The sequence below is a fragment of the Mucilaginibacter sp. OK098 genome, assembly GCF_900142915.1.
Classification (GTDB): domain Bacteria; phylum Bacteroidota; class Bacteroidia; order Sphingobacteriales; family Sphingobacteriaceae; genus Mucilaginibacter.
Map to the genome: position 1 here is coordinate 1,486,878 of NZ_FRCM01000001.1, position 25,556 is coordinate 1,512,433.

Annotated in this window: 22 protein-coding genes; 8 read left to right on the forward strand and 14 right to left on the reverse strand. The window is 40.6% G+C overall.

Going from position 1 to position 25,556, the window contains the following annotated elements:
• Nucleotide 1: 1 nt before the first annotated feature.
• Nucleotides 2-1,282 (reverse strand): M16 family metallopeptidase, encoded by a 1,281-nt coding sequence (locus tag BUE31_RS06110; protein ID WP_073401200.1) that lies wholly within the window; start codon nt 1,280-1,282, stop codon nt 2-4.
• 41 nt (nt 1,283-1,323) lie between these two features.
• Nucleotides 1,324-2,568, reverse strand: a complete 1,245-nt coding sequence (locus tag BUE31_RS06115) for a M16 family metallopeptidase (RefSeq protein WP_073401202.1) — start codon at nt 2,566-2,568, stop codon at nt 1,324-1,326.
• Nucleotides 2,569-2,717: 149 nt separating this feature from the next.
• Between BUE31_RS06115 and BUE31_RS06120 the strand changes: the two genes are divergently transcribed.
• Nucleotides 2,718-3,269 (forward strand): hypothetical protein, encoded by a 552-nt coding sequence (locus BUE31_RS06120; RefSeq protein ID WP_073401204.1) that lies wholly within the window; start codon nt 2,718-2,720, stop codon nt 3,267-3,269.
• A 424-nt stretch (nt 3,270-3,693) separates the two neighbouring features.
• Here BUE31_RS06120 and BUE31_RS06125 read toward each other — a convergent pair whose 3' ends face one another.
• On the reverse strand, nt 3,694-4,038 hold the full coding sequence (locus BUE31_RS06125; RefSeq protein WP_073401206.1) for a phosphoribosylpyrophosphate synthetase: 345 nt from the start codon (nt 4,036-4,038) through the stop codon (nt 3,694-3,696).
• A 215-nt stretch (nt 4,039-4,253) separates the two neighbouring features.
• Here BUE31_RS06125 and BUE31_RS06130 point away from each other — a divergent pair, with 215 nt between their 5' ends.
• Nucleotides 4,254-5,714, forward strand: a complete 1,461-nt coding sequence (locus BUE31_RS06130; protein WP_073401727.1) for a serine hydrolase — start codon at nt 4,254-4,256, stop codon at nt 5,712-5,714.
• 9 nt (nt 5,715-5,723) lie between these two features.
• On the opposite strand, the gene BUE31_RS06135 is transcribed toward BUE31_RS06130, so the two are convergent.
• Nucleotides 5,724-6,152, reverse strand: coding sequence for an SRPBCC domain-containing protein (locus BUE31_RS06135; RefSeq protein WP_073401208.1), 429 nt, complete (start codon nt 6,150-6,152; stop codon nt 5,724-5,726).
• A 224-nt stretch (nt 6,153-6,376) separates the two neighbouring features.
• Complete coding sequence (gene clpB / locus BUE31_RS06140; protein ID WP_073401209.1) at nt 6,377-8,989, reverse strand: ATP-dependent chaperone ClpB; 2,613 nt, start codon at nt 8,987-8,989, stop codon at nt 6,377-6,379.
• Between the two features lie 261 nt (nt 8,990-9,250).
• Here clpB and BUE31_RS06145 point away from each other — a divergent pair, with 261 nt between their 5' ends.
• Nucleotides 9,251-10,606, forward strand: coding sequence for a sensor histidine kinase (locus BUE31_RS06145; protein WP_073401211.1), 1,356 nt, complete (start codon nt 9,251-9,253; stop codon nt 10,604-10,606).
• A gap of 30 nt (nt 10,607-10,636) precedes the next feature.
• Here the strand turns inward: BUE31_RS06145 and BUE31_RS06150 are convergent, their stop codons facing one another.
• From BUE31_RS06150 to BUE31_RS06160, 3 genes are all read right to left on the reverse strand, one after another.
• On the reverse strand, nt 10,637-11,062 hold the full coding sequence (locus tag BUE31_RS06150; protein WP_073401213.1) for a hypothetical protein: 426 nt from the start codon (nt 11,060-11,062) through the stop codon (nt 10,637-10,639).
• 76 nt (nt 11,063-11,138) lie between these two features.
• Nucleotides 11,139-11,846: a dienelactone hydrolase family protein gene (locus BUE31_RS06155; RefSeq protein ID WP_073401215.1), complete on the reverse strand. Its 708-nt coding sequence runs from the start codon at nt 11,844-11,846 to the stop codon at nt 11,139-11,141.
• Nucleotides 11,847-11,916: 70 nt separating this feature from the next.
• Entirely contained in the window at nt 11,917-14,763 is a 2,847-nt protein-coding gene (locus tag BUE31_RS06160) for a TolB family protein (protein WP_143167024.1), read from the reverse strand.
• A 541-nt stretch (nt 14,764-15,304) separates the two neighbouring features.
• Between BUE31_RS06160 and hscA the strand changes: the two genes are divergently transcribed.
• Together hscA and BUE31_RS06170 are read left to right on the forward strand one after the other, a co-directional pair.
• Complete coding sequence (gene hscA, locus BUE31_RS06165; RefSeq protein ID WP_073401219.1) at nt 15,305-17,161, forward strand: Fe-S protein assembly chaperone HscA; 1,857 nt, start codon at nt 15,305-15,307, stop codon at nt 17,159-17,161.
• A 184-nt stretch (nt 17,162-17,345) separates the two neighbouring features.
• On the forward strand, nt 17,346-18,338 hold the full coding sequence (locus tag BUE31_RS06170) for a hypothetical protein (RefSeq protein WP_073401221.1): 993 nt from the start codon (nt 17,346-17,348) through the stop codon (nt 18,336-18,338).
• 112 nt (nt 18,339-18,450) lie between these two features.
• Here the strand turns inward: BUE31_RS06170 and BUE31_RS06175 are convergent, their stop codons facing one another.
• Complete coding sequence (locus BUE31_RS06175) at nt 18,451-18,741, reverse strand: hypothetical protein (protein ID WP_073401223.1); 291 nt, start codon at nt 18,739-18,741, stop codon at nt 18,451-18,453.
• A gap of 93 nt (nt 18,742-18,834) precedes the next feature.
• Here BUE31_RS06175 and BUE31_RS06180 point away from each other — a divergent pair, with 93 nt between their 5' ends.
• Nucleotides 18,835-19,980: a tetratricopeptide repeat protein gene (locus tag BUE31_RS06180; protein WP_073401225.1), complete on the forward strand. Its 1,146-nt coding sequence runs from the start codon at nt 18,835-18,837 to the stop codon at nt 19,978-19,980.
• Here the strand turns inward: BUE31_RS06180 and BUE31_RS06185 are convergent.
• Together BUE31_RS06185 and BUE31_RS06190 are read right to left on the reverse strand one after the other, a co-directional pair.
• Complete coding sequence (locus BUE31_RS06185) at nt 19,977-20,561, reverse strand: riboflavin synthase (protein ID WP_073401227.1); 585 nt, start codon at nt 20,559-20,561, stop codon at nt 19,977-19,979. The two genes, BUE31_RS06180 and BUE31_RS06185, sit on opposite strands and share 4 nt — an antisense overlap.
• Before the next feature lie 401 nt (nt 20,562-20,962).
• Complete coding sequence (locus tag BUE31_RS06190; RefSeq protein ID WP_073401228.1) at nt 20,963-21,460, reverse strand: SRPBCC family protein; 498 nt, start codon at nt 21,458-21,460, stop codon at nt 20,963-20,965.
• An 80-nt stretch (nt 21,461-21,540) separates the two neighbouring features.
• Here BUE31_RS06190 and BUE31_RS06195 point away from each other — a divergent pair, with 80 nt between their 5' ends.
• On the forward strand, nt 21,541-22,002 hold the full coding sequence (locus BUE31_RS06195; protein WP_073401230.1) for an NUDIX hydrolase: 462 nt from the start codon (nt 21,541-21,543) through the stop codon (nt 22,000-22,002).
• 93 nt (nt 22,003-22,095) lie between these two features.
• Here the strand turns inward: BUE31_RS06195 and accC are convergent, their stop codons facing one another.
• The 3 genes from accC to BUE31_RS06215 all read right to left on the reverse strand — a co-directional run bounded on the left by accC (nt 22,096) and on the right by BUE31_RS06215 (nt 25,023).
• Nucleotides 22,096-23,577, reverse strand: coding sequence for an acetyl-CoA carboxylase biotin carboxylase subunit (accC, locus tag BUE31_RS06200; protein ID WP_073401231.1), 1,482 nt, complete (start codon nt 23,575-23,577; stop codon nt 22,096-22,098).
• Between the two features lie 379 nt (nt 23,578-23,956).
• On the reverse strand, nt 23,957-24,475 hold the full coding sequence (locus tag BUE31_RS06210; RefSeq protein ID WP_073401236.1) for a GNAT family N-acetyltransferase: 519 nt from the start codon (nt 24,473-24,475) through the stop codon (nt 23,957-23,959).
• A gap of 56 nt (nt 24,476-24,531) precedes the next feature.
• On the reverse strand, nt 24,532-25,023 hold the full coding sequence (locus BUE31_RS06215) for a c-type cytochrome (RefSeq protein WP_143167026.1): 492 nt from the start codon (nt 25,021-25,023) through the stop codon (nt 24,532-24,534).
• A 165-nt stretch (nt 25,024-25,188) separates the two neighbouring features.
• Between BUE31_RS06215 and BUE31_RS06220 the strand changes: the two genes are divergently transcribed.
• On the forward strand, nt 25,189-25,551 hold the full coding sequence (locus BUE31_RS06220) for a BlaI/MecI/CopY family transcriptional regulator (protein WP_073401240.1): 363 nt from the start codon (nt 25,189-25,191) through the stop codon (nt 25,549-25,551).
• Nucleotides 25,552-25,556: the final 5 nt, after the last annotated feature.

Genomic DNA, 25,556 nt, shown 5'->3' on the forward strand with positions numbered 1-25,556 from the left:
GCTACATTTTACCTACAACAACTTTATAAAACTTATCAAGGTTTAAATACTCATTGGCCAGTTCTTTCAAATGCCCGGCAGTAACTGTTTTTACTGCATCAACATACCTGTCGTAATAATCGTAATCAAGCCCAGCGAAATACAGGTTTTTAAATTTATCAGCATGCGAAAAAACATTTTCAAGGCTGCCTAATAGCGAACCCAGCATATAATTGCGTACCAGGGACAGTTCTTCTTCAGAGATTAACTCAGTTTTTAGCAGCTCTATTTCTTTTTCAATTTCGGTTATTGCCGCCTTGCAAACATCAGCGCCAACCTCGGTTGCAACAAACATGGCTCCGGCATGTTTAAATGAGCTTATGCCTGACCCAATGCCATAAGTATAACCCTTATCTTCGCGGATATTAGCCATTAACCTCGACCCAAAATATCCGCCTAAAACAGTATTTAGCACCTGCAATGCCGGAAAATCTTTATGGGTACGATTAATAACAGGCAAACCCATCCGGATTGCCGATTGTAAAGCATCAGGTTTTTCAGTAAAATAAAAATGTTCTGAGGCCGACTTAACGTCAGGCTGACTCGTATCTGACTTAACATCGCCATTAGTCCAGCCCTTATCGAAAGTGTTGGTTATCAGCTCAAGTATTCCAGGTTCAATTTTTCCTGCAATAATTATGGTGCAGTTTGATGGCTGGTACATTTGTTTAAAATGGATCAGCATATCCTCACGGTGAAGTGTTTTATAGGTATCAGCGTCAGCATTCAACCCATATAAAGTATCGCCATATAATGCTTTGCTAAAAGCACGACGGGCAACAAAATCATTTTTCTGCATACTTACCTGCAACTTTTGCTGCTGGTTGCGGATGTAAGTTTCCAATTCTTTTTCAGGAAAGATAGAATCGGTTAAAACATCTTTCAATACCGGTAAAGTATGCTGTAAATGCTTATTTAAACTATAAAGCGTTACTACCGAATTGTCATACCCATAATCAACCTGCAAAAAGGCCCCGTAAAAATCTACCTTATCAGCAATCTGCGCTGCGGTTAGCTTACTTGTGCCTTCGGTTAGCATGGTATTTACGGCCACGTTAAGCAAAGGTTTTTCAGGATTAAAGTGTTGATTACCGAAGATCCATTCTATCCTAACCAGTTCCTGGTCTCCGGAGTTAAAGCAGAATATATTACAGCCATTATCCAGCTTTTGATGAGCGGGCCTTAACAGGTTTATATTATCTATGGCCCTGAATTCAGGAGCTTGTTTTCTATCTATCGTCATTTGTCATTGGTCATTAGTCATTGGTGATTACCAATGGGTGTTTAGGCAACCTTCTCCGCCAAATATATTAGCGTTGAAGAATTATCTTTTCTGAATAATTTATTGGCCAGTTCTTTTATCTGCTCAACTGTAACTTCCAGGTATTTGGCTGTTTCCTGGTTTAGCAGGTCAGCATCACCCAGCAGCTCGAATGAAGCCAGGTTCATCGCCTTGTCCAATAATGACATTTCTGAAAATATCATGGTTGATTCGGTTTTGTTTTTAACCTTGGTTAATTCATCAGCCGGGATCTCATTTATTTTTATCTTTTCAAGTTCATCCCAAATAGCGGCTTCGGCAGTTTCAATACTGATATTTTCCAGCGGCTTGCCCTCAAATACAAACAGGCCTTTATCAAGGCTACCCGTCATGTAGGCATGCACTTCGCTAAAGATCTGCTTTTCCTTTACAAGGCTGCGGTATAAACGTGATGAGTTGCCGCGCGAAAGTATATCTGAAAGCAGCTCGGCCACATAATAAGATTCGTCCAAACGGTCACCCATCTGGAAAGCTATATACACATCATTAAGCGGCACTTTGGCTGTAACCGTTAAACGGCGCTCGTCATGCTGTTCAGGCTCTTGTGGCAAATCGCGGTGATACTTTTCACCCATCGGGATCGGTCCAAACCATTTTTCAGATAGTTGTTTTACCTGTTCCAAACTAACATCGCCCCCAACAACCATAATGGCGTTTTGCGGGTTATAATGTTTTTTAAAGAATGCTTTAACATCTTCAATTTTCGCATCCTCAATATGTTTGATCTCTTTGCCTATGGTTGCCCATTGATACGGGTGTTTTTTATAAACCATCGGCCGCAACTTAAGCCAAACGTCACCATAGGGCTGATTAAGGTAGCGCTGCTTAAATTCCTCGATCACCACGTTGCGCTGCACTTCAAGGCTTTTTTCGCTAAATGCCAGGCTTAGCATCCTATCGCTCTCCAGCCAAAAGGCAGTTTCTATATTTGCGGATGGAAGCGTGATATAGTAATTGGTAATATCGTTGCTGGTGAAGGCATTATTTTCGCCGCCTACACGCTGCAAAGGCTCATCATAGCTTGGAATATTTACTGAGCCGCCAAACATCAGGTGTTCAAATAAATGCGCAAAGCCGGTTTGTTCCGGGTCTTCATCGCGGGCGCCAACATCATAAAGAATGTTAAGCACTGCCATTGGGGTTGTATGATCTTCGTGCACAATAACACGCAAGCCATTATCTAAAGTAAATCGGTTGAATTTAACCATTTGTAAATTTTCAATTAACGGATAGCAAATGTAGAGTTTTTGTTGATTGTTGAAACGTTGTAATGTTGAAAGGTTGTAAAGTTATTATTTGATTTTTATTGGCCGAGTGATACCTTTAACCCTTCACCTTTCGCCTTTTACCCAATTGGATGATCTCAAAAGACGAGCTTATAAAGCAAATTACAAATTCATTAGGAAAACCTAAAGTACTTGAACTTGGGCGGATCCTGAGTGAGCAGCAATTTGCCTTGCGCGATTTGATTGATATTACTTTTTACCCGGATAAAGTAATGGCCTTCCGTGCAAGCTGGATCCTGGAAAATATTTTGTTAGCCGATCCTTTAAGATATGAGACAAACCTTGATTATTTGTTATTACGATTTAAGGATGTTAAACACCCCGGCCCGCAAAGGCATTATGCGAAAATACTAATGCATTTAACTGATCCTGGTATGTTGCCAGAAATAAAAGTCAAATTACAAGCGTTGGATCTTGAACCCGCAGTTGAACATTGTTTCGACTGGATGATTGATCCAAAAGTTAAAGTTGCCGTTAAAGTTTTTGCATCCGAAGCGCTGTTTAACCTGCGTCACCGTTACCCATGGGTAGCTGAAGAGCTGGCAAGCCAAATTAAGTTCCTGATGCGGAACGGCTCACCAGCTATTCAATCGAGAGGGAAGAAATTACTTGCAATGTTTTAGAAAGCAGGATTTTATAGCTCCTTATGCTCCTCTGAATTGGTGAGTTCGACATAAGCAAACAGTCACCTCACCCTGAACTCTTCTCTAACCGCGTGCAGCCGTAGCTTTAAATGGGGCGAAGCGAACGTTTGTGTGTCAACGTCGGCAAAGCGTTCCATTTTTACACGCGGAGCAGGTGGAACGCTCTGAAACATGCTGACTATAAGATACTTAAGTAAAGTACAATATATAAGTGCCTGACAATCAATAATTATTAATTTTTTGCTTTTTTAATAATTTATTATAAATAACTCATAATCAGAGTGTTTCACTTTTACTTGATTAATCAAAATTATGTCCATCATGGAAAATATTTACACCTTTTTAGTGAATAATCCTGATTTGAGTTTACAAGACTAAGCATCAATTCACGAGCAATACAAAATTAGACTTCAGGTTTATCTTCCCTGTGAAGATTATCGCTCACCTGGTCGTGGTTTAGTTTTGCATGGATAGCCGATGAGCTGTCATTGGCATAAGTACCAAAGGCATTAACCAGCACACCCTTTAAGTTGTATTTTTTTGAAGTAACCGCATAAACTATCGACATATCGTCTGGGTTACTGGCACCCTCAAAACGGTAGAACTCATCAATCTCAATATCGTCTGCCGTCATGCGGATATTTTTATCTTTATCGTCTATCGTATCACCTTCCAAACTCAGGTTTTCGGTGTATCCTCTTTTCATTAAATCGTTAGTGGCTTCCACTAGGTTGTTATATGTTATCATGGTTAGATTCTTTTAAGTAGTTCTTTTAATTGATAACCATAAAACATCTGCGTTGTTTGCTTTTTGATGATTTGTTGTGATAAGTTCTGAAGGTCAACGCGCAAGGTCATCTTCGTTTCAAACGCCCCCATAAGTATGCATTTATGCCAATTGCACATTAATTTGTGATAATAAATCAGTTTATGCGTATCTTGTTTTTAATTACCCAAACCGCTATGAAAACCCGTATCCTGCTATTTACCGGCATATTAATTCTATTCATCAAAATAAATGCCTTCGCACAATACTCGTCAGAGGTCAATGAAAAGATCCAGCGCGTTGAGCAAAACCTGCTCCCAAATATCCAAACGGGAAATGATGGCCCTATGACCATGCTGGACCGGATGACTTTTTATAAAGTACACGGTGTAAGCGTTGCGGTTATTCACAACTATAAAATTGAGTGGGCAAAAGGATACGGCTATGCAAATGACATTCTGAAGGTGCCGGTAACGCCGCAAACGTTGTTCCAGGCGGCGTCCATCAGTAAATCACTAAATTCGGTTGGGGTGCTTAAATTGGTGCAGGATAAAAAAATTGATCTTTATGCCGATATCAACACTTACCTCACCAGTTGGAAATTCCCTTACGATTCGCTCTCTAAAAATAAAAAGATAACTGTTGCTAACCTGCTGAGCCACACAGGCGGTTTAACCGTACATGGTTTTGGCGGCTACGAAAAGGGGGAGCAATTACCAACCATTCCACAAATTCTTGACGGTAAAAAGCCGACCAATTCAGCTGCCGTACGTTCCATGTACGCGCCGGGCATAAAATCGGAATATTCGGGCGGTGGGATTACCATTTCACAGCTTATAGTAGTGAATGTTACCCACCAGGCTTATGATAAATTTATGTACGACAATGTTTTGAAACCACTTGGGATGAACAGCAGTACTTATACCCAACCACCACTGAATAAAAAGCCCGGATTACTGGCCACAGCTTACCGGGATAATGGAACGGCGGTAAAAGGCAACTATCATATTTACCCCGAGCAAGCCGCGGCAGGCTTGTGGACCAACCCTACTGATCTTTCAAAATACATCATCGAAACGCAACTGGCTTTGCAGGGAAAATCCAACAAGGTTCTTGACCAGAAAACCACCAGGTTAAGGTTAACCCCATACATTGACAAAAGTGCGGCATTAGGGGTTTTTATAGATAGCTTACAGGATGGGGTAAAATACTTTGAACACGGCGGGGCAAACGAAGGCTTCAGGTGCCAGTATTTCGGTAGTTTGGAGGGCGGGAATGGTGTTGTGGTGATGGTAAACTCAGATGACGGACGTATTATAAACGAAATTGTGAACAGCGTTGCTAAAGTTTACGACTTTAAGGGATTAAACCGTTCAAAATCACGAAAGGAAGTAATGGTAGCAGATACTCTTCTGCAAAAGTATACCGGTAAATATGAACTTGCCCCAAGCTTTATTTTAACCATAACCCGCGAAGGAAACAGCTTATACGGACAGGCAACCGGGCAGGGAAAGGTACAGCTGTTTGCAGAAAGCAACAGCAAATTCTTTTTAAAAGTAGTTGATGCGGAAATTGAATTTATTAAAGATGATAAAGGCCAAATAACTAAAGCAACCCTTTATCAAAACGGGATTCATGATGCTAAAAAAATTGAGTGAAATAAGTGATCAGTTTTCTTCTATCATTTCCTTCAGTCCTTTAAGAATTTTATCCCAGCCTTTAACAGATTTACTATATCTTTTTTCCGCATCGCCGCCATTTCCAACATCGTCAGTTATTGATAATATGGTTTTGCCGTCTTTATAGGTTAGCTTATCAGTTACTGTCGAAAAAGTTGAAGAGTCGTCGCTGCTATTCTTTAAGTTGTATTGCAACAGCTTTTCAGGTTCGATCTTTAAGATCCTGCCCTTCATTTTTATGGGGATGATTAAAAACATTCTACCCTTGAAAGTTATCGGGCTCCCCGCTTTCCACGAAGAGACCACTTTACAGTTAAAAAAATATTTTTCTGTCTTTACCGGATCGGTTAATGCATCCCAAACCACCGAAGGCTCAGCATTAATGGTGACATCCTTCTTAACAATATATTCTTTCATAGCCTGTTGATTATTAAGATTATACTAATATTCAGTTAACAATCCTGCTATGAAAAAGTGTTATTTTTTTATGATAATCCGTTTTTTAAAACGACAAAGGCCGCCCGTAAGCAGCCTTTGTCTCTATATGATGGAGTTATTATTTTAATTAGTGATTTCTTGAATTAGTGATCGATTAACTTAATCAACCTAATCCAACCTACTAAACCCAATCAACTTATCCCTCACTCAACCCTATCCAGCAAATTCTCATTCAAAAACACAAACTGGTTATCAAACATATCCAGCTTTATTTTGCTGTCTTTGTCCACTTTTCCGGCAAGGATTTGTTTTGAAAGTTCGTTCAGGATCTTTTTCTGGATTACACGTTTCAAAGGCCTTGCTCCAAATTGCGGATCGTAACCCAGCTGTGCCAGCCAGTCAAGCGCTTCTTCCGATGCTTCCATGGTGATCCCAATTTCGGCAAGGGTTTGTTGTAACTGTTTAAACTGCAGCTTCACAATATCAGTTATTTCATCCCGGGTAAGCGGTGTGAACATAATGATTTCATCTATCCTGTTCAAAAACTCCGGACGAATGGTTTTCCTTAGCAGGTCAAACAACTGGTTCTTGGTTTTTGCCACCACTTCGTCCCTGTTATCATCTTCCAATTCCTGGAAATTATCCATTATCAGGTTTGAGCCGATGTTGGAGGTCATAATGATGATGGTATTTTTAAAGTTCACCACCCGGCCCTTATTATCGGTTAAGCGGCCATCATCCAAAACCTGTAGTAATATATTAAACACGTCCGGATGGGCTTTTTCAATCTCGTCCAGCAATATTACGCTGTATGGCTTGCGACGAACGGCTTCAGTTAATTGTCCGCCTTCATCATAGCCCACATAGCCTGGAGGCGCTCCTATCAGTCTTGAAACCGCATGGCGTTCCTGGTATTCACTCATATCTATCCGTACTAATGCGCCTTCATCATTAAACAGGTATTCTGCCAATGCTTTGGCCAGCTCCGTTTTACCAACACCTGTAGTGCCCAAAAATATGAACGAGCCAATTGGCTTACGTTTATCCTGTAACCCGGCCCTGCTGCGGCGAATGGCATCACTTATTGCTTCAATAGCTTCCTCCTGCCCTGCCACACGCTTGTGCAGTTCTTCTTCCAAATGCAAAAGCTTTTCACGTTCGCTCTGGATCATTTTTGAAACCGGGATGCCGGTCCACCTCGAAACTACACCTGCTATATCATCGGCAGTAACTTCTTCTTTCAGCATCCGGCTGTCGCTCTGGTTTTCAAGCAGAACCTTTTTTAGGTCTTCAACTTCCTGTTGTGTCTTTACTATTGTTCCATAGCGTAATTCGGCAACTTTTCCGTAATCACCTGCGCGTTCGGCCTGTTCAGCTTCCAGCTTATAGTTCTCTATCTGCTCAACCTTTTGGTTAATGCCGTCTACAAGGTCTTTTTCACCCTGCCATTTGGCGCGTAATGAATCGCGTTCGGCAGATAAATTTGCAATTTCCTCGCTCAGCTCTTTTACTTTCTTATCATCACGTTCGCGTTTAATGGCTTCGCGCTCAATTTCCAGCTGCATAATGCGGCGGTCAAGCTCATCAACAACTTCAGGTACGGAATCCATTTCTAAACGTAATTTAGAAGCGGCTTCATCCATCAGGTCGATAGCCTTATCAGGTAAAAACCTATCAGAGATATAACGTTGTGACATTTCAACTGCGGCAATAATAGCCTCGTCCTTTATCCGCACCTTATGGTGGGTTTCGTAACGTTCCTTTAATCCACGTAAAATAGAAATAGCATCGGCAGTATCCGGCTCACCAACCAATACCATCTGGAAGCGACGCTCTAAAGCTTTATCCTTTTCAAAAAACTTCTGGTATTCGTTTAATGTGGTTGCGCCAATAGCTCTTAACTCGCCACGTGCAAGTGCCGGTTTTAATATATTGGCCGCATCCATAGCACCTTCGCCGCCGCCTGCGCCAACTAATGTGTGGATCTCATCAATAAACATAATAATCTCGCCATCGGCTTGTGTTACTTCTTTAATAACAGCTTTTAAACGTTCTTCAAACTCGCCTTTATACTTGGCCCCTGCAATCAGCGCACCCATATCAAGCGAGTACACGGTTTTTGTTTTCAGGCTTTCAGGCACATCGCCCTTAATTATCCGGAAGGCAATCCCTTCGGCAATGGCGGTTTTACCAACACCAGGCTCACCAACTAATATCGGGTTGTTTTTTGTACGGCGCGAAAGGATCTGGATCACCCGCCTGATCTCTTCGTCACGGCCAATAACCGGGTCCAATTTGCCAGATTCGGCATACTCATTCAAATTACGGGCATATTTGTTCAGGGCATTATAGGTAGCTTCCGCATTCTGATCGGTTACCTTATTATCGCCTCGTAGGGCAACAATAGCCTTTTTAAGGTCTTTTTCGTTTACGCCATAATCCTTTAAAGCGGTGCTTGTTTTATCGTTTACTGATAAAATTCCCAGTAAAATATGCTCAACAGATACAAACTCATCCTTAAATTCTTTAAGGTAAGCCGTTGCCTTTTGCAAAGCTGAGTTTGAACCCGATGATAGATAAGCGTTGCTCCCGCTAACCTTTGGGAATGAGCTTATCTGTTCATCTAAAGTTGCATTTAAGCGGTTAAGGTTAACGTTTAATTTTTTTAACAGGTATGATATTACGTTTTCATCAACCAGCAATAAACCTTTTAGCAGGTGCGCAGTTTCAATAGCCTGCTGCTGGTTCCCTACCGCAATTTCCGAAGCCTTTTGAACAGCTTCCTGCGCTTTTATGGTAAAATTGTTAAAATTCATGGTTATGTTTTAATTTGTTGTTTTCAATGGATTGGAAGGACTGTTGAATTGTGCATTTTCACAACATATTCAACTCAATCAACCCATTCAACCTAATCAACTCAAGGCCATCAATTCACCTGCCATATTCCCAAAACTGCTAAATTGTCGCCTAAAAATAAAATCATCCGCTACTTTGTCATTGCCCGGTAATCTGACATTTATTGACCTTTTCTTAAGTAAAAAATTATAATTTTGCTATGCCCTAATAATCACACTATTTTGGATAAGCATCTTTTTAAAAATTTACCGGGAAAATATAAAAACGCCTATCGCGATTACTATACAAACCAAAACCTGGCTTCTGTACGCGTAGGGAGTGTTATTTTTTTGGTGTTAAATGTAGTGATCAGGGCGCTATATTTTATTTTCCCATTAAGCCTTACCCGGGCCGAGAATTTTCCGGAGTTTGATATTACCAATTGGGTTTTTATGGCATCGGCGCTGGTATTTTATATTATCAGCAATTTTTTGATCGATGAATTCAGGAAAAACAAAAAAACCACTGCCATAATGTCGTTGTTTGTTTTTTCATTTTCGCTGTATATTATTCTTTGCGGGATGTTCAGCAGCTTTATTGCAACGGCTAACCCGCGAAATGCCCTTACACTTTATTTAATATCATTAACGGTTATCAGTATTCTGTGCGTATTTGAATATTACGAAACCATTATACTCATCATTGCGGTTGAATTATTATTTACTTCGTTACTGATCCATAGTCATACCGACCCTACCGAAATGATCTATAATCAGATGGTTTCTATTATTTTGTTAGGGGGATTTTATTTGATATCACGCTACTTTTTCTCTTACAAAGCCAATTACTGGATGCAGGTGAACGAGATCAGGGAAAAAAACCTGGAGATTGAACGGGGAAGCGAATTTAAAAGCCAGTTGCTGGGTACAGTAGCACATGATTTACGGAATCCTATAGCTGCTGTAGAAACATTAGCCATGATGATGGAAATGGAAGATATTGATGCAGATACACAGGACACCCTAAACCTGATGAAGGCATCATGCATAAGAGCCCGTACCATAATTGACGACCTCCTTGAGTCTGCCCGGAATGAAAATTCGGTAGAATTCATCACCGCCAAAACCGAGCTTAATACCTTATTGAGGAATAATATTGAAGGTTGGAAGATCCAGCAAGAGGCTAAAAATATCATTGAGCTTATTAGTTCAATAAGTCCTGTTTATGCACAAATAAATCATGAAAAATTTACCCGTGTGCTGGATAATCTTATTGGAAACGCGCTTAAATTCTCCAAAGAGAAAAGCAAGATCGAGGTATTTTTAAGCAAAAGGAACCAACAGATCATTATAGAAGTAAAAGACCGTGGTTTGGGCATCCCTAAAGATATGCTACCTATTATTTTTATCCCGTTCTCAAAGGCAGGCCGCACCGGTTTAAAGGGCGAACAATCAACCGGCCTGGGTTTAAGTATTGTAAAACAGATCATTGAAAAACACAACGGCAAAATTGAAGTGGAAAGCGAAGTGGGAAAAGGATCAACTTTTAGGATAGTGTTGCCGGAAGTTGAGATTAGAGATTTGTTAATTGGAGATTAGAGGTTAGTTAAGTATGGTATTCGGTGTTGATCACAGATCAACGCCATTCAAATCCTTCACTATTTTTAAGGTGCTGTCAAAAGTAAACCTGCAGGTATCGGTTTTAAGGGTTCCTTTTTTATCTTTTGCTTTGTAAATGAGCCTGACATCCCAGCCAACCAAAACATTTTTGTAGGTTCTTTCTTTTTCTTTGACCGCTGCTTTGGTTTCTCTGACGTTAGCAGAATCTCCTTTAATGTAAAAATTGTTAAGAGCAACCATTAATGACCTGTATTCAGGATTATCACGAAAAGTGGTATAAATGCTATCAGGTTTCAAAAACTTAATGGTATCAACAGAAGCCGGGTTCGGCACCTTCGTTTTTAAATATTCAACTGCTTTTTGTTTATAATTAACATCTGATGAGCAGCCGAAAAAACAGGTTATAATTGGTATTATGAATAATATCCTTTTCATCCTTCAAATATATAATTATCACAAGAGATTCAAGAAGTCAAGAATCAAGATGCAAGAATTAAAAAGGGTAACCTGATCAACTCATATTATTCTTAAAAAATGCGAGCGTTAAAGCCCAGGCTTCTTTAGCAGCCTTTTCATTATAGCTGTCGCGCTCATCGCAATTAAAGCCATGGTCTGCATAGGAAATTTTCACGTTGATGTATTCCTTGCCTACTTCGTCCATAGCTTTGGTGATGGTATCAATCTGATCCTGTCCGATATGCTTATCCAGCCCGCCCCAAAAAAACAGGTGCCTGCTGTTAACGCTGCCAGCTTTATCAGCAACCTTTGAAATATAACCGCTGTAATAGCTTACCCCGGCTTTTATCGGTAAGGTTGCATTAGCCAAAAACGAGATCCTGCCACCCATACAGTAACCAATGCTGAAAATATTTTCCGGGTTTACCAGCTCATGATGACTTAGCCAGTGGTATGCAGCTTTCAAATCAGCTTCGTTGCTCTCAAGGGTCATTGCCATACCGTGAGACCTAACCCCTTCAAAATTGGTATAGCTGCCTTCAAAATATGGCGGCGCTGTGCGGTGATAAAGTTCAGGCGCTATTACAACAAAGCCCTGCGCTGCAAACCGGTCGGCCATATCCCGGATATGATGGTTTACACCATAAGCTTCCTGTAATAAAATTAAACCGGGACTGGTTTTCCCTGCGGCACCTTCCGGGATAGCGGTATAGGCCTTCATATCGGTACCATCCGCTACTTTTAGGGTTACGTATTTTTCCATGGTTAAATAAACATCTTCAGATTTAGAAGTTTTTAAAACTTCGTAAATCTTTCCTTCACTAATTCACTAATTAAAATATAGTCACCGGCACAATCAATTCAAGCCTGTTATGCCCGTTGCCGCCAAAAAGATCCGGATCAACCAAATAACTGTACCTAAAGCCAAAACTTATAGATGCCTGGTTAAAAAACTTGGTATCAAAATAGATCTCCGCCCCAGTTGAGCGGAAAGTACCTTTAAACTGGGTTCCGTTTGTAAAAAAATCTGTGGCGCGGGTATAATCATAAAAAGCATTGCCACGGATGCGCAGCAGGTAAAAGGTATTGGCAAAACCTGCGTCTGGATATGCTATCGGGAAATGATAGTTTACACCAAGCTTATTCATATCGTACAAATTCTCCGCCTGGTATCCCCGCGAAAATGGGAAGTCGTTAGAAAAACTGATCACGCTGTTTTTATTTTTTTGCTGATGTGCCGCACTTAATACCAGGCTTTGGTTGGTAAATAAGCCGGGGAAATAAAAATTACCCGATGCTAAAAATTGATTCGCTGTTAAACCGGAAACCGCCGATTTATATGAAAGGCTTATCCTTTGGCCCAGCATAGGATAAATATTTTTACGGGCTTGTTGTGTGCTATTGCTAAAGGATATAAAGTTGCTGCTGTACAGGTATGACCTGTCATTAAACATACTCCTGTAAGCCTGCTGAAAATTAGTTTGAGAATAAACCAGCGCGCTACCAAACTGTAAACCGGTTAAATGTTTACCAGCTGATAAATTAAGCGGCACCTGCAGTCCGGCATTAATTTGAGTTTCATTCCAGTATATATTGCTTCCTTTATAATATCCGCGCCTATCAACTGTATAATTGGCTCCCGCTGAAATATAAGGAAACAATGTGCCGTAAATGGCATCAAAGCCAAATTGTTTATACCCCTCATCCCGGTTATAATCAAAGGAGATATTGGTTTGCATGGTATTCAGCACATTTTCTCCGGCTATAGATATTTCGTAGTTAGGGTCGCTAATATTGGGGATAATGCTGTGAAAGTTAAATAAATGGTACGATTTGGAGTATTTAGTTGCAGGCAGTGGTTCGTTCTTTATAGCAGCTAATAAATTGGTTGATGAATCTCTTTTTAAAGCACTAATATTAAAATCAGGTAAATCACAGCAGATCTCGCTTTTCTCCAGCCATTTGAGATCTTCCCTTTTGGCTTCAATCACTTTAAATCCTTCGGCGGCAAAGCCAACCCAGGCAAATGATCTTTCAGATACAGCGGGCTGATAAAATCCAAATGAACCTGTATGGTTATAACCGGCCTGGCAGTATAATTTACCGGTGGTTATATTTAGCGCGTATAAGTTATCATCTTTTCCGGATGCAACTGTAAAATAAACGGTGTCATTTTTCACTACAGGAAATGCTATTGGCTGATAGGAGAAAGGTAGCAGGTATTTTGCATCACCTGTTTTTATGTCGATCATGGCTAACGACATCTTACCTTTTGAGTTTCGTACAGCAGAGATCACCTTATCAGCACCATAAAATTTAGGATAGGTATAAAATAAACCCTGTTTGTTCGGAATAACAGCAATCAGCTTGCCATCTGCGGTGTTTATTAAGTGAAGATCACTTTTTCCGGATGTTGCTTCTTCAACCGTTACTATGGTTTTTCCGTCATCACTAAAGGCAGGTGAAAAATATTTGGTTTTTCGGGTAAGTTTTTGCTCTTCTCCCGTATTTATGTCCAGTAAAACCAGCTCGCCGTAGTTGCGGTAGTTCCACCTTACATCGGGGCGGTAGGCGCTGTAGATGATCTTACCATCACGATAAGCAAAATAGTCATCGATTGATACATCTCTTACACTAATGTTTCTTTCAATGTTACCGCTTTTGATCACAAATACAGGTATGTGATCATAGGTACTTTTCAGATAGATCAATGTACTATCGTTTACAAAAGCCGGGTATTCCCTATTGGCGTCGAAATGTTTGTGGTGCTTGGCAAAAGAAGTGTCAGCTTTTGGAAGTATGTTACCATAAGACGCATATAGACCAAACGCCTTTTTAAAATGGTTAAGTCCGTCGTTTCTGAACGTTTCAAAATCCTTGCCTGAATATTTTTTTATGGCCCTTTGTAAAGGATAAAATCCACCCTTAAAAGCAGCAGCATCATGCGTTACCTTTTTCCAGAAATCATCGCCATATTTTTCTCTCCCATATGATACCAGCATATAGCCCAAGGGATACCAATCAGGCACATAATCACGGTATGATCCATTGCGGATCTTCATATAGCTGTAATCTTTCCCTTCAGCCCATAAAGACCGGAAACCATTGAAGAAATACGGGAGCCTGCCCCTGCCCTGCTCACTTACATGAGTTTCGTTAAAAACGGCATCCCCTTCAAAAAACCAGTCGGGTATAGCAAGGCCGTTACCCAGCGCCTGGCCGCCCTCGCCAAAAAGCACTTTTAATAGGTGCGATACGCCCACATTAAAATTATTATACTGCTGCACATGCCTGAACTCGTGGATAGCCAGTTGCTCGTTCCAGGGCAGGCTACCCACATCAAAGCTATTCTGCTCGGGGGTTAAAAAAAACTCACTGCGAAAAGGCGCCAAACCAACGTAAGCATTGGCAACAGTGGTTTGGTTTTGCATTACAATGCTTACCTGCTTTTGCTTATAACCAATGGTAGGCTGGATAACTCCATTCATTTGCTGCACAATGTTAGCCACCTTTATCGCCATTGAATCAAGTCCAACAGGGAAGATAACTTTTGCCGCAGGGGTATTTACCTGTTTCCATTTTATGGATGGCGGATTACCACCAAATTGCTGGGCATTGGAAATAGTAACGGTGGCAGTTAAGAGTAGCAGTAAAAAGGAGTGTTTTGGGCAAAATTTCATTAGCGTGAAAGTAAGCACATTTTGTTGATTGTCTGAATCAGAAATCATTGAATTTATAAATTATTCGTTCCGCATTCGACATTTCGACTTCAGCATTTAAATTAAATCCCAAATTAAGAGTGTTCGAAAGATTTATAACCCTTCATTTTCATTGCCACAACGCTAAAAAAAAATTACCAGAGGCGTAGCCTCGGCCTATATTGTAACAACGGATTTTAATCCGTTGGCTATAAAAAGCAGATAAAAAAGAACCATAGGTTCGGTACATATAAATACTTCCTAAGATCGATATGCATCGTACTTGTGCTATTAGTTCTCAACGGGTTGAAACCCGTTGTTACAAAATGCATCGAGCCGAAGGCTCTTATTGTAAGGGATGATGAATCTTTCGAACAATCGTAATCCGAAATTAAGTCATTCCGCAATCGGCATTTCGACTTCCGCATTTAGTAAATCCGAAATAGAACATTCGAAATCCGAAATTCACATGACACACCATCAACTAAAACATCCTACATTTGCGTTTTGTTAATATATCGTAATGGCTAAAGTTTCTATCAACCTGGCAACGGGTTCTATACAAAAGGAAGAGTTAATAGTAGGGATTGATTTAGGTACCACCAATTCGTTGGTTGCTTTTATTAACCCGGATAAAAATCCGCAGGTAATAAATGATACCGGCAAGGGGGTTTTAGTACCTTCAATAGTGCATTTTGGTGCATCGGGCGATATTACAGTTGGTAACGAGGCTAAGGAATATTTAATAACCGATCCTCAAAACACGGTCTTTTCTGTGAAGCGTTTGCTTGGCCGCTCCTATCACGATATTGAAAACTACAAAGATTTTTTCTCCTACAAGGTAATTGACGATGATTCTGAAAGCCTTGTAAAAATAAAGGTTGGCGATAAATTTTATACACCTATCGAGCTTTCGGGCCTGATATTAAAAGAGCTTAAGGCGCGTGCCGAACACGCTTTAAAAACACCGGTTAACCGCGCAGTTATAACCGTACCTGCCTATTTTAACGATTCGCAGCGCCAGGCTACCCGCGATGCCGGTAAATTGGCCGGACTTGATGTATTGCGGATTGTAAATGAGCCAACCGCCGCAAGCTTAGCTTATGGCATCGGCTTAAACCCCGAAGAAACAAAAACAATTGCCGTATACGATCTGGGGGGCGGAACATTTGATGTTTCTATCCTGCAAATTCAAAACGGCATTTTCGAGGTATTGGCAACAAACGGCAATACTTTTTTAGGGGGCGATGATTTTGATAGCGCCATAGTTGATTACTGGATAGAAAAAAACCAGCTTAACAAAGCTGATATAATTGCCGATAATAAGCTTGCCCAGCAATTACGCCTTAAAGCCGAAGAGGCAAAAAAAGCATTTGCCCACCAAAGTTTGGTGAACGATAAAATAGGCGATATCTGGTGCACCATTGACCGGACTACGTTTGAGCAACTCATCCTGCCGAAAGTACAGGAAACCATTACCTGCTGCCAGAATGCATTGAAAGACGCAAAACTGGATATCAGCCAAATTGATGAGGTGATTATGGTAGGCGGTTCAACTCGTACGGAGCTGGTTAAAAAAATGGTGGCTGAGTTTTTTGGTCGCCCTGTTCATGATGAAGTTAACCCGGATGAAGTTGTTGCCCTTGGCGCCGCAATCCAGGCGGATGTTTTAGCAGGCAATCGCAGTGATATTTTGCTGCTAGATGTCACCCCGCTTTCCCTGGGCATTGAAACCATGGGCGGATTAATGGATGTCATCATTCCACGTAACTCAAAGGTACCTACAAAGGCTGGTCGCCAGTACACTACCTCAATTGACGGGCAGGTTAATATGAAAATTGCCGTTTACCAGGGTGAGCGTGATCTGATAAAAGAAAACCGCAAACTGGCTGAATTTGATTTGAAAGGCATCCCATCCATGCCGGCAGGTTTCCCTAAAGTGGATATAAACTTTTTATTGAATGCCGATGGGATTCTAAAGATCCAGGCGGTTGAACTACGTTCAGGCGTTAAGCAGGAAGTAGAAGTTACACCAACCTACGGCATCACCGACGATCAGGTTGAGCAAATGTTAATGGACAGCATCACCCATGCAAAAGATGATGTAAGCCAGCGGATGCTTATAGAAGCACGTGTTGAAGGGGAGCAAATGGTTAAAACGGTGGAAGGCTTCCTAAGAAAGAACAGTGATTTTGTTTCGATCGCAGAAATTTCCGATACACATAAATATATTGAAACTTTGAAAGGCTCATTAACCAGTGGCGATAAAGACCAGATCCATAAAGCCATTGATGAATTAAATGAATTTACCCGCCCCTTTGCCGAGCGATTAATGGACCAGGCGATCAGTCATGCCATGAAGGGAAAAAGTATAGAGTAATTCAATTGGAAAATTTGTAGAGACGCGATGCATCGCGTCTAAATGCGGACAAGCTGCCAATATGTTTCACAAACCTGGCAAATTGTGTTCCTAATTATAATGATTAATCTTAATGGTTTCAGACGCGAAGCATCACGTCTCTACAACGAATAACATATAAATCATACACCTATAAACACCTATTTTGAAAAACATCAAATCTACCTTCCTCCTATTAGTCCTGCTTTGCTTTTTAAGCATTACAAAGGCATCGGCTACAAAAATCAATTATTTAAAATTTAATGATACCACCGTTAAATCTTTGGATACCACTTTGTACGATTCATTGATGCATAAGCTGGCTAATGGTGATAAAAGGTGGCCCGTAAAAACTAAAGCCTATCCTTTGCCGGGTGCAGTTTTACCGTATAACCGAATAGTTGCCTATTATGGTAATATGTATTCAAAAAATATGGGGGTATTGGGTCAGTATCCGCCAAAAATCATGCTGGCAAAGCTTAAAGCGGAGGTAAAGAATTGGGAAAAGGCAGATACCAGCACCCCTGTTAAACCAGCCCTGCATTATATATGTGTTACCGCCCAGGCTGATGCCGGCAGGAACGGCCTGCACAACCTGCGCATGCCCTTTAAACAGATTGACAGCGTAATCAGCATGGCCAAATCTATTGATGCATTGGTGTTTTTAGACCTGCAGGTTGGCTTTAGTACGGTGCAAAAAGAGGTGCCTTTGCTTGAGAAATATTTAGTAATGCCAAATGTGCATTTAGGAATCGACCCGGAATTCTCTATGAAGGAAGGTAGCGTTCCCGGAAAGCGGATAGGTACTTTTGATGCAGATGACATTAATTATACTACCCAATACCTTGCATCGCTGGTTAAAAAGTACAACCTGCCGCCAAAAATATTTATTGTTCACCGTTTTACTAAAAAGATGGTGACAAACTATAAAAATATAAAACTACGACCTGAGATTCAGTTTGTAATGGATATGGACGGCTGGGGTGGCCCCGATCTAAAAAAAGGTACCTATAAATACTTTATCCAGGGTGAGCCGGTACAATTTACCGGTTTCAAGTTATTTTATAAAAACGACATTAAGAATGGCCCAAAACGTTTGCTGACTATGAAAGAAGTTTTGGACCTGAAGCCTGCTCCTATTTATATCCAGTACCAGTAATGAGGTGAAAGGATAAAGGCGAAAGGTAAAAGGCTGAAAAGCTTTTAAAAAAAAGGCGAAAGGCAAAACATGATGGTCTACCTTTCGCCTTTTACCTTTCAGCTTTAACCTCCTATAACTTATTTATCGCGTCCTGCTCTTTCAGGGCGGCAATATTGTTGGTATCGCTAAACTTATCGGTTTGTGAAGCAAAATCTTCCAGGATACTTGCAATGGTATCAAGGTTATCAGCTACACGTTGGTGCATATCGGGCAAGTCTTTTTCAAGTCTTTTATCACCCAGTTCCATATTATCTACCTCTATTTTAGCAAGTTTTTGAATGATCGCCTGCTGACTATTTTTTAAATCTTCCAGTTCATGGACAATCTTTTCCATTAACCCAAATTTCTTTAACTTATCCATAATGTTTTGGTTTTAATTATATAGTTGCAACATCACTTGACATAAAATGTTTGAAAATTTGGATTTATGATTTATAACTAATAATTTAGTTATATGAAAACCATTCTTACATCTTTCCTGTTCCTCTGCCTGTTTACAACCACATTTGCTCAGCAATCATCAAAACCAGATGATGCCCTGCTAATGGACTATTATCAAAGTCAGCGGTATAATGAGGCTATAGATTACCTGAAAAAGAGTTTCCCCGAGCCAGTTACCGATCTGAAGGTTTTATCCCGCCTGGCTTATACATCGCAAATGGCGAATAAACTTCCGGATGCCGAGGCTTATTACCAGCGTGCTTATGATATGGATACTACTAACCAAAACATCTTATTTAACATGGCTGGCATAAATATACGGCGCGGTAATCTTCCAAAAGCTGAGCAATATTATAAACAGGTAGCTTTACGGGATACAGGGAATTTCACAGTTTACAATCAGCTGGCATCGTTATCGGAAAGGAAGAACGACACCGTTGCCGCTATCGGTTATTTTGAACACGCTAACAGGATCAACCCTAACGATGTTGATGTGGCAAGTGAACTGGCGGATCTTTACACTGCCCTTAAACAATTCGACAAGGCGTTGTTGATACTAAATAAAGCTGCCGCAAGCGATCCGGATAACGTTATTATTTTGCTAAGCACCATGAAGTTAACCTACGCTGAAAAAAAATGGGCCGAAACTGTTGACGTATGTAATAAGCTCGTCCAAATGGGATCAGTAAGCGGGATGATAACTACCAAGCTCGGTATTTCTTATTATAATTTAAACAACTATGCCTGCGGCGCTGAAACTTTGGCCAGCCTGAAAGCCATTGAACAAACTGAATACACCCTTTACTATGCAGCCTTATGCTACAAAGGACTCAAAGACAATGTACAGGCTATTAATTTTTTGAACCAGGCTATTGCCCAGGGAATCTCTCCTTACATTGCTAACTACTATGGTGAAATTGCTGACAGGGACATTACTTTAAACAGGCATAAGAAAGCCGCCATGGCCTATCAAAAAGCGTTACAGTTTAGCGAAAGCCCGATATTGTATTACCTGTTGGCTAATTTATACGATACAAAATTGAATGATAAAAGAAATGCCCGCATCTATTATAAAAAGTTCCTGGCTTCAAACCCGTCGGGGAAACAACAAACCTATATAGCTTTTGTAAAAAGCCGGGTAGAGCAGCTTAACAATTAACGCTGCATTAATCGTGCAACGTATTTGCCTATAATATCAAATTCAAGGTTAACAACAGAACCGGCTTTTACATGCTGCAGGTTGGTGTGTTCAAAAGTGTAGGGAATTATAGCAACCGAGAAGCTGTTGTTATGTGAGTTAACAACGGTTAGGCTTATCCCATTTACGCAAATGGAACCTTTCTCTACCGTTACGTTGCCTTGTGCTACGTCATATTCAAAGGTGTATTCCCAGCTGCCATCTAACGCTTTAAAATCAATGCAGGTTGCGGTTTGATCAACATGGCCCTGTACAATATGACCATCAAGGCGGGCATTCATTTGCATGCAGCGTTCCAGGTTTACCAGGTCGCCGGTTTTAAGGTGGCCCAGGCTGGTTTTATTTAAGGTTTCTTCAATGGCTGTAACCGTATGCTTGCCATCTGCTAACGCGATAACCGTTAAACACACCCCATTATGCGCTACCGACTGATCGATCTTTAACTCCGCAGCTATTGATGATTCAACCGTAATGTGCAGGTTACCCTGTTCATGCCGCAGCTCAGTTATTGTTCCTAAAGTTTCTATTATTCCTGTAAACATAGTCGGCCCCCTGGCCCCCTAAAGGGGGAACTTTTTGATTTGCGCAAATGTAATTAATTACAGTATTTCTTGTGTCAGATAAATATGGTATTACCACATGTTATCCCCCCTTGAGCTACAGTGTACCCACATCTTTTTATAAAACCCCAGCGGGGTTCAATATTGGTAGAAAAATGTCAAAAAATATTTTTTGTGCCGGAGGTACAACACCTATTCCGCCTTTTGGTTAATTAACGAAAATCCGTGGTAAAATAGTCCAATAGGTTTCGCACCTATGGAGCGAAAATTTATTGTTTTCTATTTTTCTACCAATATTTTGCTCCTACCGGAGCAGCCTTTCTTGATAATTAATTTAAATAAAAGATGTGGGTACACGGTAGCCCCTTGAGTGGGCCTGGCTCCTATTTAAAATTACTGCTTAGCTCTAATTTTTTATTTCTCAAGTCAACTCCACCTTCAATTACCGATTTCAGGTTAGCCATATAAAACGTCCACCCTATTTGGCATTGGATATATAAATTTTTTGAAGGATCAGCTTCTTCAGGGATATTTTCCTGCGTAAGCTCAACAATTGATACTCCGTTGCGACTGTAGATATTTATGGTTACAATACTCCCGCCCGAAAAGGTGAATTTTAAAGAATCGGTTCCGTTTGCTTCAAGAATCTGCCCTTTTTCAACAGCATCATCACCATAGCCGTGCCAGTACCATTCATAGGTATCCTCGGTCATAATAAATTCATGAGGTTCCCTGGTGCGTCTTGGGATGGTATAAAAATTAGCTTTACGTAAAAACCATTTTTCAATACCTTCTGTGGTTGCCCATGCTTCGTAAAGGGTTCTTATATCTGTATTATAATCGCCGGCTATTTTAAAGCTGGTCCATTTGTTGTCGGTCATATGGGTAATATAGCTTTTATTCTCTCAAATTTAGTTATAATAGTTTTTGTGTTTGTTAACTTGCTGATAAATCTTTAAAAATGCCATATCAAAGTGCCGGGATCTTATTATACCGTAAAATAAACACCCATCTACAGGTCTTCCTTGTTCACCCCGGCGGACCATTCTTTAAAAACAAAGATATGGGTGCATGGTCGATCCCCAAAGGCGAATTTTTAGATGATGAAGAATCGTTTATAGCGGCCAAACGTGAATTTGAGGAAGAAACCGGGCAGGCAATTGATGGCAATTTTATCCCTTTAAATCCTGTTAAGTTAAAAAGTGGTAAAATGGTTTATGCATGGGCCGTTGAAGGTGATATCAACCATGAAACCATTTTCAGCAATTTATTTGAGATGGAATGGCCGCCCAAATCAGGCAAAAAACAATCATTCCCCGAAATTGACCGTGCCGGATGGTTTGAGATTGATGAAGCGAAATTAAAGATAAATGGGGCGCAGGCGGCGTTTATTGAAGAGTTAATTGCTCTTTTCTCTGTGTAACTTTGCGTATCTCTTTGTGAACTCCGTGGTAAAAAATAACCACAGAGATACTGAGCAGGCACGGAGGTCACTGAGATTTGGGAAAATACCGGTTTAAACAGCACGCCTGTTCTTCACCCAATCAGATACCTTTCCATCAACAACTTCAGCTACTTTTAAACGCTGGGTGCTTAATAGCTTTTCCATTATCATGGCTGCTATCAAAGCCTCGTCTTCATTGCTGGTTTGCAGCGAGCCGGGGGTAAAATACTTCTTTACAAAATGTGTATCAAAATTACCCGATACAAAAGCTTCATGCTGCATCACAAACTTTCCGAAACCAAGCGTAGTGGTTATCCCTGTTATGTGGTACTCGTCAATTGCGCGGATCATCCGTTCAATTGCCTCGGTTCTGTCTTTACCATAAGTTACCAGCTTGGCTATCATCGGGTCGTAGTAAATGGGGATCTCCATGCCTTGCTCAAAGCCATCATCCACCCTAACACCCGGACCTTTTGGGGTAATGTAGGTTTGCAACGTGCCTATATCCGGTAAAAAATTATTATCAGGGTCTTCGGCGTAAACGCGCAGCTCAATGGCATGACCATTAATTTTCAAATCCTCCTGTTTAAAGCTGATTGCTTCGCCTCTTGCTATTTTTATCTGTTCTTTTACCAAATCAACCCCGCTGATCAATTCACTTACCGGGTGTTCAACCTGCAAACGGGTATTCATCTCTAAAAAGTAGAAATTCAGCTGTTCATCCATAATAAACTCAACCGTGCCAGCGCCGGTATAGTTAACAGATCGCGCTACGTCAACAGCACATTTACCCATCTGCTCCCTTATCTCCGTCGTTAATATAAACGAAGGTGCTTCTTCAATAACTTTTTGATGGCGACGCTGCACAGAGCAATCCCGCTCAAACAGGTGCAGAATATTGCCATGTGTATCGCCCAAAACCTGGATCTCGATATGCCTTGGCGATGACACATAACGTTCAATAAATACAGAGCCATCCCCAAAAGCCGAGACAGCTTCAGATACCGCCAATTGCATTTGCTCTTCAAAATCAGCCGCGCTTTCCACTATCCGCATCCCCTTGCCGCCACCACCGGCTGCCGCTTTTATTAATATGGGGAAACCTACCTCAACAGCACGAAGCTTAGCCTCATTAATATCAGTAATGGCTTCCTCGGTGCCGGGTACCATTGGGATATTATATTTTAAAGCTGCCGCCTTTGCCGATAACTTGTTACCCATTACTTCCATAGCCTCGGGCGAAGGGCCAATCAATATCAATCCTGCTTCCCTAACCTTACGTGCAAATGCAGCATTCTCACTTAAAAACCCATAGCCCGGATGAATTGCTTCGGCACCTGTTTTATGGCAGGCATCAATTATTTTACTCCCCACAAGGTAGGATTGACTTGAAGGAGACTCACCGATGTGCACCGCTTCATCAGCATATCGAACGTGAAGCGCATTACGGTCGGCATCCGAGTAAACAGCCACTGTTTTAATGCCCATTTCGCGGGCAGAACGCATTACTCTTAAAGCTATTTCGCCACGGTTGGCAACAAGGATCTTTTGCATAAACAGTTTCAAAGTTAGAAGAATTGGCGGAAATTTTGCTGAAGCTAAAAAATTAGTACTTAGCAAACCGGGCTTTAAACAATCAAAAAACGGCTTTAGCAATAAATATTATAAAAACCGGTATAAACATTAAACATTGCGTAACCTTAGAAGTATTGTTTTCGTAAAAACCAAAAATCACTTTGGACCCCTTATATGAATATTCTAATCTTCCTGGTAAAAACACTTATGATCCTCGGCGTTATTCTAATTATCGGGGTATTGTTTTTTAGCTATCTAAAACATTTGAAAAAAACACGTTATCCTAACTGGAAATTTCCTGATTATGTTAGCGTTGGTTATGCCGAGTATTTGTACAATAAGTATATAAAGAGAAGCATTAAATAGCTTTTGGCGTATTACTTAAAATCAACTCCAGGAATTTAAGATCAAGCCATCGGCTAAACTTATACCCAACTTCTTTAAAGTGAGCTACCTCCTCAAACCCAAACGAACGATGGAGGTTAATACTGATTTCATTATCGGCGCTTATGCCTGCTAGCAGCGCATGTATGTTCATTTGTTTTGCACGCGCTATCAATGATTGCAGCATTATTTTACTAACGCCTTTTCCTCTATAAGAAGCCTCTACATAAACGGATAGCTCCGCAGTATACCTATAGCAAGGCCATGCCCTGAAATGCCCGAAACTGCAAAAGCCTGCTACGTCACCATCTATAATAGCAACAAATACCGGGAAATTATTATTCACTCTATCCTGGTACCAGTCTTTTCTCATTTGAAGGGTATGCGGCTGTTCGCTGTATACCGCAGTGGTATTCACGATAACATCATTATAAATATCGAGGATGCGGGGCAGGTCATCTTCCTGCGCATCTCTAATTTTTATATCATTCATAATTACTATAAAGCAAAACACCCTTTAACGTAATGTTAAAGGGTGCTTATTATATTTTATTGTTTGTGATCGCCTTGCGGAGCCGGTGTTCCACCAGGAGCAGGTGCACCTGCAGGTGGGCCTCCGGGACCTTTTCTTTCAGGAAGCTTTGCATCGGGATGAGAATCACCGCGGTGGCAGGTATAGCAGTTAACACCACTGGTTAACACCATTCCCAATGAATCCTTTTTAGCTTCAAAATATTTTTGGTTGATCTTGTTCATCATCTTATACATTTTGCGGGCCATCTCTTTTTCAGGCTTGGCATCACTTGCAAAATCCATTTTCTTTTCGGCTTCATTGCGTACATGGCAAAAATCGCAGTGAACACCTAATGAGCCCGACCATTCATGCATTACTTTACCTAATTGTTCGTGTGTAAGGTTTTTAGGCAGTACCTTAAGGTTTTTATAGCCCTTATCATCATCCGGCTTCATTGAGGTTAACGCAACCAATGTTACTACAGAAGACAAACAAAGGGTTACTAAGATTTTTTTGTTGATTAGCATATTTGTCATGTTTAAGTCATCTAAGATATGCCATTAATTTCAATGTTACAACCGTTACCTGTTTAATCACAAATATTTTACCATCAAAAAAATATTTGTTAAAAAAAGTTAAAACGCTTGCTTTATTACGAATTAATCGTAGATTTACGAAACAATCGTAAAAAGATGGAAAAATTATCTAAACAAGAGGAAGATGCAATGCAGGCGGTATGGCAGTTTGGCAAAGGTTTTATAAAAGATTTCCTTGACCTGATGGAAGAACCAAAGCCCCCTTACACCACGCTTGCATCAACAGTAAAAAACCTGGAACGTAAAGGTTTTGTAGAAAGTGAAAAAATGGGTAACTCATTCCGATATGCCCCGGCAATACTGGAAGAGGATTACAAAAAGAAATTTATGAACGGTTTTGTAAACGATTATTTTCAAAACTCCTATAAAGACCTCGTTACATTTTTTGCCAATGACAAAAAGATCAGCGCCAGCGAGTTAAAAGAGATCATTAAACTTATTGAAAACCCTAAATCCTGAAGGCC

Bases quoted from the DNA above. Each gene is read 5' to 3' on its own strand.
- BUE31_RS06195 (WP_073401230.1), top strand. From the start codon at position 21,541: ATGCCATATCAAAGTGCCGGGATCTTATTATACCGTAAAATAAACACC.
- BUE31_RS06175 (WP_073401223.1), bottom strand. From the start codon at position 18,741: ATGGATAAGTTAAAGAAATTTGGGTTAATGGAAAAGATTGTCCATGAA.
- BUE31_RS06210 (WP_073401236.1), bottom strand. From the start codon at position 24,475: ATGAATGATATAAAAATTAGAGATGCGCAGGAAGATGACCTGCCCCGC.
- BUE31_RS06110 (WP_073401200.1), bottom strand. From the start codon at position 1,282: ATGACGATAGATAGAAAACAAGCTCCTGAATTCAGGGCCATAGATAAT.
- BUE31_RS06115 (WP_073401202.1), bottom strand. From the start codon at position 2,568: ATGGTTAAATTCAACCGATTTACTTTAGATAATGGCTTGCGTGTTATT.
- BUE31_RS06135 (WP_073401208.1), bottom strand. From the start codon at position 6,152: ATGAAAGAATATATTGTTAAGAAGGATGTCACCATTAATGCTGAGCCT.
- BUE31_RS06160 (WP_143167024.1), bottom strand. From the start codon at position 14,763: ATGAAATTTTGCCCAAAACACTCCTTTTTACTGCTACTCTTAACTGCC.
- BUE31_RS06180 (WP_073401225.1), top strand. From the start codon at position 18,835: ATGAAAACCATTCTTACATCTTTCCTGTTCCTCTGCCTGTTTACAACC.
- accC (WP_073401231.1), bottom strand. From the start codon at position 23,577: ATGCAAAAGATCCTTGTTGCCAACCGTGGCGAAATAGCTTTAAGAGTA.
- BUE31_RS06220 (WP_073401240.1), top strand. From the start codon at position 25,189: ATGGAAAAATTATCTAAACAAGAGGAAGATGCAATGCAGGCGGTATGG.
- BUE31_RS06150 (WP_073401213.1), bottom strand. From the start codon at position 11,062: ATGAAAAGGATATTATTCATAATACCAATTATAACCTGTTTTTTCGGC.
- BUE31_RS06130 (WP_073401727.1), top strand. From the start codon at position 4,254: ATGAAAACCCGTATCCTGCTATTTACCGGCATATTAATTCTATTCATC.
- clpB (WP_073401209.1), bottom strand. From the start codon at position 8,989: ATGAATTTTAACAATTTTACCATAAAAGCGCAGGAAGCTGTTCAAAAG.
- BUE31_RS06185 (WP_073401227.1), bottom strand. From the start codon at position 20,561: ATGTTTACAGGAATAATAGAAACTTTAGGAACAATAACTGAGCTGCGG.
- BUE31_RS06125 (WP_073401206.1), bottom strand. From the start codon at position 4,038: ATGATAACATATAACAACCTAGTGGAAGCCACTAACGATTTAATGAAA.
- BUE31_RS06155 (WP_073401215.1), bottom strand. From the start codon at position 11,846: ATGGAAAAATACGTAACCCTAAAAGTAGCGGATGGTACCGATATGAAG.
- BUE31_RS06120 (WP_073401204.1), top strand. From the start codon at position 2,718: ATGATCTCAAAAGACGAGCTTATAAAGCAAATTACAAATTCATTAGGA.
- BUE31_RS06190 (WP_073401228.1), bottom strand. From the start codon at position 21,460: ATGACCGACAACAAATGGACCAGCTTTAAAATAGCCGGCGATTATAAT.
- BUE31_RS06215 (WP_143167026.1), bottom strand. From the start codon at position 25,023: ATGCTAATCAACAAAAAAATCTTAGTAACCCTTTGTTTGTCTTCTGTA.
- hscA (WP_073401219.1), top strand. From the start codon at position 15,305: ATGGCTAAAGTTTCTATCAACCTGGCAACGGGTTCTATACAAAAGGAA.